Consider the following 14456-nt stretch of genomic DNA (forward strand, 5'->3'; position numbering starts at 1 on the left):
ACGTTGGAGATTCGTCCAGGTTCGGGCCACCTTGTCGGTGAGCTGGCGGCGGCAGGCGGTGTCGCGAATATGGCCGCTCGTCCCATAGGCGCGGTTACGGACCTAGGACCAGGGCCTGCCCCAGGACTCGGGACCTTTTACCTGGACCCGAGAGGACGCAGGAACGGTCTCGTCAGCGGGTGGGGAGCAGGTGGCCGAAGCGGTCCCGCTTCGTCCGCAGGTAGCGGATGTTCTCCGGATTTGCCGCGACGAGGAGCGGTTCGCAGGCCGCGACGGTGATGCCGTGCTCGCGAAGTGCCGCCGCCTTGGCCGGGTTGTTGGTGAGGAGGCGGACCCGACCAACGCCGAGATCGTGCAGGATCGCCGCGCCGTCGGCGTAGTCGCGCGCGTCGGCCGGCAGGCCGAGGGCGAGGTTGGCGTCCACCGTGTCGTGGCCGCCGTCCTGCAGGGCGTACGCGGCGAGCTTGAGCGCCAGACCGATCCCGCGTCCCTCGTGTCCGCGGAGATAGACCAGGACGCCCCGACCAGCCCGCGCGATCTCCTCCAGCGCAAGCTGGAGTTGCGGACCGCAGTCGCACCGCAGCGAACCCAGCACGTCGCCGGTCAGGCACTCCGAGTGCAGCCGGACGAGGACCTCCGCGGCCTCCACGTCCTCGGTGGCCTCCGTGTCCTCGGTGGACTCCATGGACTCGGACGAGCCAGTGGAGGCGCCCGGAAGGTCGCCGTACACCAGGGCGAGCTGTTCGGTGCCATGGGCGGAGCGGTAGCCGTAGGCCGTGAAGTCGCCATAGGCCGTGGGCAGTCGCGTCCGGGCGACGCGCTCGACCCCAGGCTCCACGTCGACCGCGTCGTTCCCGAGATCCGCCCCGATCCGGGAACCGGCACCCACCTCGGTCCCCGTCATCGCAGGATCGGCAGCGGACGCCGAACGGCCGCGCACACGCCGTCGCTCGCCTCGGCGGCGGCGACCCGCTCCGGGCCCGGAGTGCCGTAGCCCGTCGTGCGTTGCCGCAGCGGCCGGCCGGTCGGGGCGGCGAGCGCCCGCAGGTCGCTGATCGTCTTGTAGGAACCGTTGTCGGCTCCCGCCATCCTGCTGATCGTCTCCTCCATCAGCGTTCCGCCGAGGTCGTTGACGCCACCGTTCAACACCGAACGGCACAGGTCCTCGCCGAGCTTCACCCACGAGCACTGGATGTTGTCGATCAGGCCGTGCAGCAGCAGCCGGGAAAGTGCGTGCACCGCGCGGTTCTCCCGGGCGGTCGGTCCCGGCCGGGCCAGCCCGGCGAGGTAGATCGGGGCACTGGTGTGGACGAAGGGGAGCAGGACGAACTCGGTGAACCCGGGCCGCCCGTTCCGCTCCAGCGCACGTCGTTGCAACGACGCGATCAGCTTGATGTGCCCGACCCAGTGGGCGGGTGTGTCGACGTGTCCGTACATCATCGTCGAGGTCGTCGGGATGCCGAGTTCGTGCGCCGTGCTGACCACCTCGACCCAGTTCGCCGTGGGCAGCTTGCCCTTGGTCAGAGTCCAGCGCACGTCGTCGTCGAGGATCTCCGCGGCCGTACCTGGCAACGAGTCCACACCGGCCTCGTGGGCCCGGGTCAGCCACTCGCGGACGGGCAGGTTGGTCCGGGAGACGCCGTTCATGACCTCCATCGGGCTGAACGCGTGCAGGTGGATGTCCGGCTGGCGGCGCTTGACCTCGGCGGCCAGATCGAAGTACGCCGTTCCCGGCAGGTCCGGGTGGATACCACCCTGCATGCAGATCTCGGTGGCCCCGGCCTCCCACGCCTCGTCCACCCGGTCGCCCACCTGGCTCAGGGAGAGCGTGTAGGCGTCGGCGTCGGTACGCCGCTGGGCGAAGGCGCAGAACCGGCAGCCGGTGTAACAGACGTTGGTGAAGTTGATGTTGCGCGTCACCACGAAGGTGATGTCGTCGCCAACCGCCTCCTGACGCAGGTCGTCCGCCAACCGGGTCAGGGCGTCGAGCTCCGGACCGTCCGCGTGCAGCAGCGCCAGCGCGTCCTCGTCGCTGAGGCCGGCCGGGTCACGTTCGGCGTTGCGCAACGCGTCGCGGACGTCGGGTCCGATGCGTTCCGGTGCGGTTGACACCCGGGCGGCGAGCTCGTCCCAGTCGCCGTAGACGGAGTCGAAGTCGCTGCGCCGGTCCTCGGTGCGCCCTTCGGTGTCGACGCTGACGTGCAGGTCGGTGCGCCCCGAACCCGTCTCGGTCGGCCAGCCACCGTCGGGTTCCTGCCAGGGCAGCCCTTCCGGCATCGCGTCGGCGCGGGCGAGTCCGGTCTCCGGGTCAGCCAGCGCCGCCACGTGGCGACTGACCCGAGGGTCGAGCCAGGGCTCGCCGGCCCGGATGTACTCCGGGTAGATCGTCAGGCGCTCCTTGAGTTCGAAGCCGTGGGCCGCCGTGCGGGCGGCCAGGTCGTCGATCTGGGGCCAGGCCCGCTCGGGGTTGACGTGGTCCGGGGTGAGCGGCGAAACGCCACCCCAGTCGTCGATCCCGGCGCGCAGCATGAGCGCGTACTCGTCGTCGATGAGGTTCGGCGGAGCCTGGATGCGGACGTTCGGGCCGAGCACGAGCCGGGCGACCGCGATCGTCGCCGCCAGCTCGCGCAGGTCGGCGTCGGGCGCCGAGCGCATCTTGGTGTCCGGCTTGGCCCGGAAGTTCTGGATGATCACTTCCTGGATGCCGGCGTAGGTGCGCGCGGTCCGCCGGATCTCGAACAAGGCCTCCGCGCGCTCCTGGCGGGTCTCGCCGATCCCGATCAGCAGGCCGGTCGTGAACGGCACCGCGCTGCGACCGGCGTCCTCGAGCACCCGCAGCCGCACCTCGGGATCCTTGTCCGGAGAACCGAAGTGAGGTCCGCCGCGTTCGGTGAAGAGCCGTCGCGCCGTGGTCTCGAGCATCATGCCCATGGACGGCGCGACCGGCTTGAGCCGCTGCAGGTCCTGCCAGGACAGCACGCCCGGGTTGAGGTGGGGCAGCAGACCGGTCTCTTCCAGGACGCGGATCGCCATCGCGCGGACGTAGGACAGCGTGTCGTCGTAGCCGGCCTCGTCGAGCCACTCGCGGGCGGCCGTCCACCGGTCCTCCGGCCGGTCGCCGAGGGTGAACAACGCCTCCTTGCAGCCCATGGCCGCGCCCTGACGGGCGATCTCGAGCACCTCGTCCGGACTGAGGTACGGCGCCGGCAGACGTCCCGGAACCGTCACGAACGTGCAGTAGCCACAGCGGTCTCGGCACAGCCGGGTCAGGGGAATGAAGACCTTGCGACTGTAGGTGATCACGCCCGGGCGGCCGGCGGCCACGAGGCCGCTGTCGCGAACCCGGGACGCGTGCTCGGTCAGGGTGTCGAGGTCGGCGTCGCGGGCGTGCAGGAGCACCGTCGCCTCGTCGACGTTCAGCGCCTTGCCGTCGCGGGCTCGGGCCAGCGCGCGTCGCATCGCGGAGGGGGGCGGGGGTTCTTCCACGGGCGGGCGCGGCCGTGCCGTGAGCTCGATGTCCACGTCCGGAACGCTAGGCCGGGCCACCGTCCGCAAACCAGCGCACGGCCGGTGACTCCCTTCATCAAGGCCGGGTTGACAGCGGTCCGGGCGACGTCGGCGCTGGTCACAGCACGGATGGCGGGTGGCTCCCGACGCCTGGAGCAGGTATTACCTAAAGGGTGGCATCAGTCGTCGGTAAGAACCTGAACGGGCGGACCTTCTACTACCTCGTGGAGTCCGCCCGCGTCGACGGTCGGCCACGGACGGTGTCCCAGCGTTACCTCGGCAGTGCCGACGACATCGCCGCCGCGCTCGAGGGTGGTGGCGGTCCGGCGCCAGCGCCAACGCGCTCCCGCCATCTCGCGTTCGGTGACGTCGCCGCCGTGTGGGGTGTGCTCACCGACCTCGGCGTCGCGCGCTTGGTGGACGAGATCGTGGGCACCGGTCGGGCCAGAGTGTCCGTCGGCAGCCACCTCGCGCTCGCCGTCCTGCGGCAGGCCGTCGCACCCGAGTCCGACCTGGACCTCGCGACCTGGTGGTCGACGACCGCGGCGGCGCGGTTCGTCCGGCCCCGGATCGATCCGCGGGCGCTGGAGCTCCGGTCGTTCCGTCGGGCCATGGCCCGGCTCGGTCCGGAGCACCTGCGCCGGATCGAGGCCGCGCTGTTCCCGCGCCTGCTGGCCGAGCTGGGCCAGGAGGAGCCGGGCCAGGAGGAGCCGGGCCAGCAGGAGCCGGGCCAGCAGGAGCCGGGCCGGCAGGAGGTGGACCGGCAGGAGCCGGGCCCGGGGCGCGGGGTGCTGGTGCTCGACGTACCCCACTTCGCGACGTACACCGGTCCGAACGAACTGACGACCGGCGCCCGCATGCCGACACCGGCCACGACGGACGCCTGGCTGGCCGGGCTCACCACGGTCGTCACGCTGGACGGCGCGATCCCGCTCGTCTCCTCCCTCTACCGGCACGGGGAGTCCGGTGGCACCGCGTTCACGGCGCTCACCGGCCACCTCGCGAGCCGCTACCGTGCGCTGTCCGCGCAGGGGCCGGTCACCGTGGTGGTCGACGCGGGCCAGAGCGCCCAACTCGACTTCGGCGCCCGGGCCGGCCTGCACTTCGTCGCCTCGCTGCCGCCGGGTGAGCATCCGGACCTGCTGGCCAGGCCGGCGACCGGACGTCGAGCGGTCGACCTGGCCCGCTTTCCGGGAGTGACGGCGCTGGACACCAGGGCCCGGGTGGCAGGGGTCGAACGCCGGGTGATCCTCCTCCACTCCGCGGCGCTGCAGGCGGCGCAGGGGCAGGCCCTGGCGCAGGACCTCGGCAGCACGACGCGGCGGCTGGAGGAGCTCGCGGCGGCGCTGGCCCGGGGCGGGCTCCACCTGTCCCGGGAGCAGGTGGCGGCGGAGGTCGGCCGGATCACGCGGTTCCGGTGGGTCGAGCGGGTCCTCACCACCACCGTCACCGGCACCGAGGTGAGCGGACTGCGGCTGCGCTGGACCGTCGACCAGGCGGCTCGCGCCCGGCTCCACCACGACCTCTTCGGGAAACAGTTGCTCGTCACCGACCACGACGACTGGCCGGTTGCCGACGTTCTCACCGCCTACCGCGCCCGCTATCGCCTCGAGTCGACGCTGCGCCAGTTCGTCGGACCCGTCGTCGCCGCACCCTCCCCCCGCTGGCACTGGGACGAGGACCGGGTGGCGGTGCACGCGCTGGTCTGTCTGCTCGCCACCACCGTCGCGCACCTGATGCGGCGGACGGCGCAGCGGTCCGGGCTCGACCTGTCGGTCCGGGACCTCCTCGGCCGGCTCGCCGGAATCGAGGAGACCCACCTCACCTATCCGTCGACCGGTGGTCGGCCTCGTACGCGTCGCGTCCTCGCCGAGCGCGACGACGTTCAACAACGCCTGTACGACCTCTTCCGGCTGAGCGACCACGCCCCGATCGCCCGTCCCCGCCCACGAAGCTGACGGAGCTGACGAGGCGACGCGGGGCGAAGAAGCGCATCTACCGTCTTGTTGTCCACCTTGCCAACAAGCTATTATCAGGGTTGCCAACAAGAGGGGACCGTGACGGAACGACGGCGCAGGCGTACGCCCGAGCAGGCTCGGGAGGAGATCCTCGACGCCGCCACCGAGCTGATCGCCCAGGACGGGCCGGACGGCGTGGGACTGCGCCGAGTAGCCGAGGCCGTCGGCGTCTCGCACGGCCTGGTGACCCACTACTTCGGCACCTACGCCGCGTTGGTCCGAGCCGTCCTGCAGCGCGAGAACGAGCGGCAGCGGGAGCGGATACGAGCACGGATGCGGGCCAGTCAGGGCGTTCCGTACGCGGACGACATGACCCGAGTGCTGTTCGAGGCGGTCGCCGACGAGCGCTACGTGCGCCTGTTCGCCTGGTCCAGCCTGCACGCCGAGGACGTCAGCGCGCCGTCGCAAGCGCTGGCCGAACTCGTCGACGCGCTCGAGGCCGGCATCCGGCTCGTTCTGCCCGACCCGGCGCGGCCGGACCGGGCCCGGATCGAGGCGGTGGTCCTGCTCGCGCTGTCCGCGGCGTACGGATACGCGCTCGGCCGGCGATCCTGGCTGGCCGGGCTCGGGCACGACCCGGCCGACCCCGCCCATGACGCGTCCTTCCGGGCCGCCCTGTCGTCCGCACTCGCCACCTATCTCGCCGGAGAGACGCCACCGCCATGACGATCGATCTGACGTCGCTCAATCTGCTGCTCATCGTCGCGATCACCGCAGTGATCCTGGTGAGCCAGTTCTCCACCCGGCCGGTCCGGTCGCTGACGTACCTGTGGGTCGCGCTGCTCCTCGCGCGCGGCTGCGTCCCGCCCGGTCCGGCTCGGACGACGGGGGCCGGGATCGCGTTCCTCGTCCTCGGGCTGGTCGTCTCGGCGGTGTTCGGATACGCGCGCGGCCGCACCATGCCAATGTGGCGGGACGCCGCCGGACGCCTGTGCCGCAGGGGCGGCCGGGTCACGCTGCTGCTCTGGCTCGCCACCCTCGCCGCCCGGCTGGGACTCGGCGCGCTCGCCCTGCTGGCGTTCGGTGAGCCGTTCAACGGCGACGCCCTGTGGCTCGGTGTCGGCGTCACACTCGGCGTACAGCAGGTAGTGATGACCTACTACGGTCGTCGGGTGCCCCTGACGGGCTCCTCGCCGCGGCCGGTGACGACCTGATCGACACGTTCGACCGGACTCCGAACCTCCTACCTCGCCGGCTGACCCTCGACGGCTTCATGAGGAGTTTCTCATCGACGCCGCCTGAACCCCCGCTCGTGATGTCCGAGTAGGTGTGGGGCTGTTCACTTTCGGGACTGCGCCCGGGACCTCACCCACCCCTGCGATCCGGTTTTGGCGGACAGAGCCAGGGAGATGAACGGTGGCATGGATGAGGGAGCGCAGCAGGAACGAGAACCGCTGTCGAGCCAATCCGGACGAAACGAGAAGGGTCGCCGCCGTCGGAGGGCGTTCGGCGCCGCGCTCGGTCTCACAGCGGTCGGAAGCATCCTTCCCGGCACGGGGCTCTTCGCCGCCGGCCTGCGCAAGGTCGGGTTGACGATCCTCGCGTTGTTCGTCGCCGCGGCTGGATTCGCCGCCTACCTGGTGCTGGCTGACCAGCGAACCATTTTGCACTGGGTGGTGCGGCCCGGCGCACTCGTCGTGATCAGCGTGGTGCTGTCGGCGGTGGCGCTGGCGTGGGTGTGCGTCATCGTCGCGACCTACCGGTCGCTGCGCCCACGAAGGCTCGGCCGAGCCCAGCAGGCCATGGGTTACGGGCTGGTCCTGGTCCTGGCGGCCGGCGCCGTCACCCCGCTCGCGGTCGGCGGACGGTATGCCCTGGTACAGAAGAGCCTTGTCGAGAAGGTCTTCGCCAGCCCGCAGAGCAAGAGCGCCACCAGACCGGTCCGGGCGAGCGCGGCCGACCCGTGGGCCGGCAAGGATCGTGTCAACGTCCTGTTGCTCGGTGGTGACGGGGGCCCGGACCGGATGGGTATCCGCACCGACACGGTCATCGTGGCGAGTATCGACACCAAGACCGGCAACACCGTCTTGTTCAGCCTTCCGCGCAACCTGCAGAACATTCCCTTCCCGGCGGGCTCGCCGCTCGCCGAGGTCTACCCGAACGGCAGGTTCGCCGGTGGGCCGGATGCTGATCCGCTGGAGTGGATGCTGAACGCCGTCTACATCAACGTCCCGCGCCAGCACCCCGGTGTCCTGGACAGTGACAACCCCGGCGCCGACGCCACCAAGCTCGCCGCCAGTGGGGCGGTCGGTCTCACGCTCGACTACTACGTCATGGTCAACCTCAAGGGATTCCGGCAACTCGTCGACGCGCTCGGCGGGATCACGGTGGACGTCAACACCCGCGTCTCGATCGGAGGCGAGACCGACCGCAACCTGCCGCCGGCCGGCTGGATCGAACCCGGACCCAACCAGCACCTGAACGGCGCGATGGCGTTGTGGTTCGCCCGCGGCCGCTTCGGCTCCGACGACTGGCAGCGGATGTTGCGCCAGCGCTGTGCGATCGACGCGATCGTCCGGCAGGCCGACCCGATGCGGCTCCTGACCCGTTACGAGGCACTCGCCCGGGTCACCAAGGACATCGTGCTGACCGACATCCCGCAGGGTGTGCTGCCCGCGTTCGTCGACCTGTCCCTGAAGGTGAAGGACGCGAACATCACCAGCATCGCGTTTACCAACGAGATCATCGACTCCGGGAACCCCGACTACGACCTGATTCACTCGCGGGTACAGGGCGCCCTGCGCGCCAGCGAGGAGGGCCGGACGAGCGCGGACATCGCCGACTCACTCAAGGACGCCTGCGCCTGGAAGGGCGCTCCGACAGGTACGCCCGCGCCTGTCCCCACCACCAAGCCCGCGCCCGCCAAGGAGCCGGCCGACAAGCCCGCCCCGGCCAACCAGCCGGGCACTCGCTGACCGGCGCCGCACCACGTTAGGCGCGAGCTCCTGACTCGCCACGAACGAAGAAGCCGCTGCCCGCGTCTCCAGGAACACCTGGGGACGCGGGCAGCCGCAGCGTCTCGGGGCCGGCGCCCCTCCTGAGCGAGGAGGTTGCTAGCGAGGGACACCCTCACCCTGCTGGGCCGAGGAACCCGACGGGACCAGCGTGAGCATCCGGCTCAGCTCCTCCTTGGGGAGTTCGGGCCGGTCGTCGTAGAGGAAGCAGGCGGCCGCGTGGTCGGCGGCGGGGAGGTAGGGCGGGGGTGGGTTCTCCACGCACTTCGCCATCACCGCGGGACACCGTTCGGCGAACCGGCACCCGCCGTGGCCCTCCGGGACGGTGACCTGCTCCGAGCGGGTGGCGATCTCCTGACCCCAGCGACGGTCCGGGTCGGGCCACGGGATCGAGTTGATGAGCAGCTGGGTGTAGGGGTGCTTGGGTGCGGTGATCACGGTCTCGACGTCGCCCGCCTCCACGATGGTGCCGCGATACATCACCAGGATGTGGTCGCTCACGTGGTAGGCGGTGCCGAGGTCGTGGGTGATGTAGAGGATCGGCACGTTCAACGTCTGGTTGACAGTGCGCAGGCTCTCCAGGATGGTCGCCCGCAGTGAGGCGTCCACCATCGACACCGGCTCGTCGGCGACGATCAGCTTCGGCCGCAGCATCAGCGCGCGCGCCACGGTGACCCGCTGGCGCTGGCCACCGGAGAGCTGGTGCGGATACCGGCCGAGGGTCTCATCCGGTCGCAGGCCCACGGTCTCCAGCGCGTTGACCATCAGGTCGTGGCGATCAGAGCGCGACCGCGCGAGACGGAACTTCCGGATCGGCACGGTGAGCACGTGGTCGACCTTGTAGAACGGGTTGAAGACCGAGAACGGGTCCTGGAACACCGCCTGGACGTCGCGGCGGAACTCCCGCATCCGGGGCCCGGACAGCGACGAGACGTCCTGGCCCTCGTACAGGATCGTCCCCGACGTCGGGGCGATGAAGCCCATCAGGAGGGACGCGAGGGTGGTCTTGCCGCTTCCGCTCTCGCCCACCACGGAGACGATCTGCGGCGTGTCACCCCGCACCGTCAGAGACACGTCGTCGAGTGCGACCGTGGAGTCCCGGGAGAGTACGCCGCCCCCGTAGGTCTTGGTGACGTTGCGCAGCTCGATGAGCGGCGGATCCGTGCTTTCAGGCTTCGCCATGACGCTCCTCGTGCAGGTGGCAGGCGGCGAACTGGCTCGGTCGGTACTCACGATAGGCCGGCGCTTCCTCCCGGCAGACCTCCATCACCTTGGGGCAGCGCGGGTGGAACAGGCAACCGTCCGGCAGCGACTTCAGGGAGGGCGGGAGACCGGGGATGCCGCGGAACGTGCCCCGGTCCTCCAGCTTGGGCAGGCTGTCGATGAGCAACTCGGTGTAGGGATGCAGCGGCTTGGCGAAGATGTCGCGGATGGGGGAGAGCTCGGCGAGCTTCCCCGCGTACATCACCGACAGCCGGTCCACCGACTGGGCCATCAGACCCATGTCGTGACCGATCAGGATGACCGCGACCCCCATCTCCTCCTGCAGGCGCACGATGGTGTCCATCACCTGGCGCTGCACCACCACGTCGAGCGCGGAGGTGGGTTCGTCGGCGATGACGACCTTGGGCTGCATCGCCACCGCGATGGCGATGCAGGCCCGCTGTTTCATGCCACCGGACAGCTCGTGGGGATACATCCGGCCGGTCTCCTGGCGCAGCCCCACCGAGACCAACGCGGACCGAGCCCGATCCAGCAGTTCCTTCTTCGGAACCCGCTGGGTGGCGTGGTCCTCCAGGGTGTCGACGATCTGGTCCTCGATCCGGGCGACCGGGTTGAGGGAGTTCATCGCGCCCTGCGGGATCATCGCGATCTCGCGGGCCCGGATCCCGCGCATGGCGCGCTCGGCCAGGGGGACCAGGTCGGTTCCGTTCAGCAGGATCTGTCCGCCGGTGATCCGGCCCGGCTTGCGGATCATCCGCATCAGGGCGAGGGCGACGGTGGACTTGCCCGATCCTGACTCACCGACCAGGCCGAGCCGCTCGCCCGGCATCAGGTCGAAGGAGATGCCGTTGACGGCCTGCACCACGCCCGCGTCGGTGTAGTACTGCACCCGCAGGTCGCGCACGGACAGGGCCGGCTCCGGCGACGGGGCGGTACTCATTCGGACCTCCGGGAACGCGGGTTTGCCCACTCGTCGAGGGCGAAGGAGATGAAGTACAGGGACAGGATCAGCAAGATGATGATCGCGATGGGGATGCCCCACCACCACCACAGGTTGCGCAGCAGCGCGGAGTACCGCTGCATCCAGTAGAACGTCATGCCCAGCGTGGGTTCACGTTGGGAGCCGAGACCGAGCAGCTCCAGGCCGAGCGCGCCGTAGACGGCGCCGATCAGCGCACCGACGAAGCCGGCCAGCAGGAACGGCGCCAGGTTGGGTGTCAGCTCCCTGATGATGATCTCCGGCCCGCGCATGCCGGAGAGCCTGGCCATCTGGATGAACGCGCGTTCGCGCAGGGACAGGACCTGCGCCCGGATCCCACGGGTGGGCCCGGGCCAGGCGAACGCCGCCAGGATGAACGCCATGTTCTCGACCGAGATGTACTGCTGTAGCAGCGAGGCGATGACGACCATCACCAGGAAGCTCGGGATCGTGAACATCACGTCGACGATCCAGCGGATCACGCTGTCGATCCAACCGCCGTAGAAGGCGGAGATGAGTCCGAGCACGATACCGATCGCCAGGCCGAGTGCGCCGGCGAGGAGACCGATCTTCAGGCTCAGTCTCGTACCGACGATCATCACCGCGAGCATGTCGCGCCCCTGGGCGTCGGTGCCGAAGGGGTAGTCCCAGGAGGGCGCGAGGCTAGCCGGAGCGGCCAGCGGGTAGGGCGCCTTCACGGTGTCGACGAACAGGCTGCCGACGGTCGAGAAGAGCACGAGTCCGAGGAAGATGACCAGACCGACCGCGAGCAGGGGGTTGCGGCGGATGTAACGCATGAAGGAGTTGGCGCGGCCGGTCCAGGCCTGCCGCCCCGGCATGGTCATCGACTGCGTGGCTGGGGTGACCATGCTCACCTCCGGTCGTAACGGATACGGGGATCGAGCAACGGATAGATCAGGTCGACGATGAGTGTGGCGATGCACACCGCGAAGACCAGGATCATCGTGATGCCGTACAGCAGGTTGTAGTCGAGCACCTGGATGGAGGAGTTGATCAGCAGACCGAGGCCCGGGTAGGCGAACAACGTCTCCACCAGCACGGTGGAGAAGATGAACGTTCCGAGCGACATCACCAGGCCGGTGACCTGCGGCAGGAGTGCGTTGCGCACGGCGTACCGCAGGAAGATGCGCCGGGGCCGGAGCCCCTTGGCATCAGCGAAGGTGATGTAGTCCTCGCCCACGGTCATCACCATCAGGCCCCGCATCTGCAGGGCCTGCCCTCCCAACTGGAAGAGGATCAACGCCACCGCGGGTAGGAAGGAGTGCTGGATGACATCCAGCGCGAAGCTCAGACTCCAACCTGGGTTCGCTGTTCGTGAGTACGCCCCCGCCAGCGGGAAGACCTTGAGCTGGAAGGCGAACAGGTAGATCAGGAGGAACCCGAGCACGAACGCCGGCACCGCGCTGGTGAGCATGCTGACCGGCACCAGGCCGCGAAGCCAGCCTGGTGAGCGCGGCCAGCCGAGCAGCGCGCCCAGGATCGTACCGATGACAAAGGCGATCACGATCGACACGAGCCCGAGCCCGAGCGTCCACGGCAGGGCGTCCCCGATGACGGCGTTGACCGTGCGTGGATACTGCGAGATCGAGTAGCCGTAGTCGAACTGCACGACCTTCAACAGGGCGTTGAGGTACTGCTTCCACAGAGGCTGGTCCACACCGAAGGCGTGGTTGTAGGCCTCGGCCATCGCCTGCAGCCCCGTCTGCTGGCGACCACCCTGGGTGGCCGCCAGCAGCAGGCGCTCCTTGATCGGATCACGCGGGCTGAGCTTCGGGATCAGGAAGTTGATGCTCGCCGCGGTCCACATCACCAGCAGGAGAAGAAGGATCCGGCGGACGAAGTAACGCAACGACACCGGCTCATCCCTTCGCGGGCTTGAGGTGGGTCAACTCCAGGGGAAGCGTCTTGAACCAGAAGGCACCGGGCAGGTAGGGGTCGCGCTCGGTGGGCCAACCGCTCCAGTACTCCGTGTTGTAGGGGACCCGGTGGATCCACTGCACCAGCGGCGTGTGCGGCAGCTCCCGCAGGTAGATCTCCATCGCCTGCACGAACAGCGGCAGCTCGCCGGGGTCACCGACCGGCAGCGCGCTCATCTGCTGGACGATCTTGTCGAACTCGGCGTTCTTCCAACGGCTGCTGACGTCCCCCTGCGTGCCCATCGGGGACACGTGCCGGGAGTGCATCAGCTCGAGGGAGGGGTAGGGGTCCGCGATGGCGCCGGCGAACCCGAACAGGAACAACCGGGCCGAACCGTCGGCCACCCGGGTCCCGCTGTCGGCGGGCGCCTGGTGGGACGCGTTGAAGCCGGCGGCGCGCAACTGCTCGGCGAGGATCGGGCCGTAGTCGGTGGTGAGGTCCGCGAGGCCGTAGATCGTGGCGTCGAGTCGCTTGCCGTCCTTGGCCCAGAGGTTCTGGTTGTCCCGCTGGTAGCCCTTGCCCGTCATGATCCGCTCGGTCTCGGCGGGATCGTGGGCGTTGGTCGGGTACTGCTGCAGCAACGACTGGATCGCGTCGAAGTACTTCTGCAGCGGCGGGAAGTTGGGGAACGGCAGTTCGGAGATCGTGCCCGCGCCCTCGTAGCCGACGGAGACCAGCTGGTCGCGGTCGATCGCGTGGTTGACCGCCCGCCGGATCTCCGGGTCGTTGAAGGGCGGCACCGCGCAGTTGAAGAACAGCGACTGCGGCCACCAGTCGATGTAGCCGTAGGGGGCCTCGCGCTCGGTCCAGGTCATGATGGACGGGTTCTCCTTCACGACCTGCTTGATGACCGGGGGACGCAGGTCGAGGGAGGAGTCGAGCTCGTTGTTGATGAGCTGCTGCGCGACGTTGGTCGGGTCGGTGAAGGGCGTGAGGAGGATCCGCTCCGGCCCGGGCGCGTTGGCGAGCTTGGCCTTCACCGCCCACCAGTCGTCGCGGCGGTCGAGCAGCCGGCGCTGGTTGGTCCAGTCCACCATCTGGTAGGGCCCGGTGACGATCGGCCAGTTCTTGCTCGGGTCGTAGAAGAGGAACTCCGCCTGCTTCTTCTGCTGGGAGAAGATGTGCTCGGGGACCAGGAAGATGCCCAGGTCGTTCTTGAAGTACAGGTAGTCGAACACGAACCTCGGCGCCGGCTTGGTGAAGGTGATCGACACGGTGTTGTCGTCGACCGCCTTGGTCTCCTTCACCCACTCGCGGATGTCGGCGGAGTACTGCATCGCCGTGTTGTTCTTGTCCTTCAGCATGTTCAGCGTGAAGACGACGTCGTTCGCGCTGAAGGCCTTGCCGTCGCTCCAGGTCACGTCGGGCCGGGTCTTGATGGTGACCGACAGGTTGTCCTCGGCGTAGGTGGGCGGACCCGCCGCCAGCCAGGGGATCGTCTCACCGGTGAAGGCGGAGTAGAAGTACAGCGGCTCGAACATCGCCGCGAGGCCGCGCTGGTGGTTGAACCCGGACGCGTACGGGTTGCAGATACCGACGTCGGACCCGTCGCCGTTGGCGAGCATCAGCGTCCGCTCCCGGGGCACCGACTTCGGATTCCCACGGGGAACCGGGCGCTGGGAGGTGGCGGACGGCTGCGGCCCGGGAGGAGCTTCGGGCGTTCCACAGGCAGCGGCCAGGACGAGGCCGGTCGAAGTGAGTCCAGCGAGTTTCAGGAAGTCGCGACGCGAGCCGTCCTGCGACATGGGTGGCATGCGTACCTCCAGCGATTCAGCGGCGGTGGGGACCCCGTGTTTCTTGTTGCCTGATTCGTGAAGCTGGTACGTCGCGCGGGCC

At 69.3% G+C, this 14456-nt stretch carries 11 protein-coding genes; 4 read left to right on the forward strand and 7 right to left on the reverse strand.

The features are described 5' to 3' along the window. Positions 1 to 172: 172 nt before the first annotated feature. Both ribA and HEB94_RS14175 read right to left on the reverse strand, forming a co-directional pair. Positions 173 to 904, reverse strand: a complete 732-nt coding sequence (gene ribA / locus HEB94_RS14170; RefSeq protein ID WP_192750320.1) for a GTP cyclohydrolase II — start codon at positions 902 to 904, stop codon at positions 173 to 175. After that, complete coding sequence (locus HEB94_RS14175; protein WP_192750321.1) at positions 901 to 3522, reverse strand: bifunctional FO biosynthesis protein CofGH; 2622 nt, start codon at positions 3520 to 3522, stop codon at positions 901 to 903. The genes ribA and HEB94_RS14175 overlap by 4 nt, the downstream gene beginning before the upstream one ends. Before the next feature lie 158 nt (positions 3523 to 3680). Here HEB94_RS14175 and HEB94_RS14180 point away from each other — a divergent pair, with 158 nt between their 5' ends. From HEB94_RS14180 to HEB94_RS14195, 4 genes are all read left to right on the forward strand, one after another. After that, positions 3681 to 5465, forward strand: coding sequence for an IS1634 family transposase (locus HEB94_RS14180; protein ID WP_192750322.1), 1785 nt, complete (start codon positions 3681 to 3683; stop codon positions 5463 to 5465). A 99-nt stretch (positions 5466 to 5564) separates the two neighbouring features. Beyond that, positions 5565 to 6191, forward strand: coding sequence for a TetR family transcriptional regulator (locus HEB94_RS14185; protein WP_192750323.1), 627 nt, complete (start codon positions 5565 to 5567; stop codon positions 6189 to 6191). Then, positions 6188 to 6679, forward strand: a complete 492-nt coding sequence (locus tag HEB94_RS14190; RefSeq protein WP_192750324.1) for a hypothetical protein — start codon at positions 6188 to 6190, stop codon at positions 6677 to 6679. Before HEB94_RS14185 ends, HEB94_RS14190 begins: the two co-directional genes overlap by 4 nt. Positions 6680 to 6886: 207 nt before the next feature. Continuing rightward, positions 6887 to 8440: an LCP family glycopolymer transferase gene (locus HEB94_RS14195; RefSeq protein ID WP_192750325.1), complete on the forward strand. Its 1554-nt coding sequence runs from the start codon at positions 6887 to 6889 to the stop codon at positions 8438 to 8440. A 138-nt stretch (positions 8441 to 8578) separates the two neighbouring features. On the opposite strand, the gene HEB94_RS14200 is transcribed toward HEB94_RS14195, so the two are convergent. Genes HEB94_RS14200 through HEB94_RS14220 form a run of 5 tightly spaced genes read right to left on the reverse strand, consistent with a single transcriptional unit; the run spans position 8579 to position 14374 of the window. Further along, positions 8579 to 9661, reverse strand: coding sequence for an ABC transporter ATP-binding protein (locus HEB94_RS14200; RefSeq protein WP_192750326.1), 1083 nt, complete (start codon positions 9659 to 9661; stop codon positions 8579 to 8581). After that, complete coding sequence (locus HEB94_RS14205) at positions 9648 to 10643, reverse strand: ABC transporter ATP-binding protein (protein ID WP_192750327.1); 996 nt, start codon at positions 10641 to 10643, stop codon at positions 9648 to 9650. The genes HEB94_RS14200 and HEB94_RS14205 overlap by 14 nt, the downstream gene beginning before the upstream one ends. Then, positions 10640 to 11551, reverse strand: coding sequence for an ABC transporter permease (locus tag HEB94_RS14210; protein WP_202896344.1), 912 nt, complete (start codon positions 11549 to 11551; stop codon positions 10640 to 10642). The genes HEB94_RS14205 and HEB94_RS14210 overlap by 4 nt, the downstream gene beginning before the upstream one ends. A gap of 2 nt (positions 11552 to 11553) precedes the next feature. Then, complete coding sequence (locus HEB94_RS14215) at positions 11554 to 12558, reverse strand: ABC transporter permease subunit (protein ID WP_192750328.1); 1005 nt, start codon at positions 12556 to 12558, stop codon at positions 11554 to 11556. A gap of 4 nt (positions 12559 to 12562) precedes the next feature. Then, positions 12563 to 14374, reverse strand: coding sequence for an ABC transporter substrate-binding protein (locus HEB94_RS14220; protein WP_192750329.1), 1812 nt, complete (start codon positions 14372 to 14374; stop codon positions 12563 to 12565). Positions 14375 to 14456: the final 82 nt, after the last annotated feature.

It is taken from the genome of Actinopolymorpha pittospori (assembly GCF_014873875.1).
In the GTDB taxonomy this organism is placed as follows: domain Bacteria; phylum Actinomycetota; class Actinomycetes; order Propionibacteriales; family Actinopolymorphaceae; genus Actinopolymorpha; species Actinopolymorpha pittospori.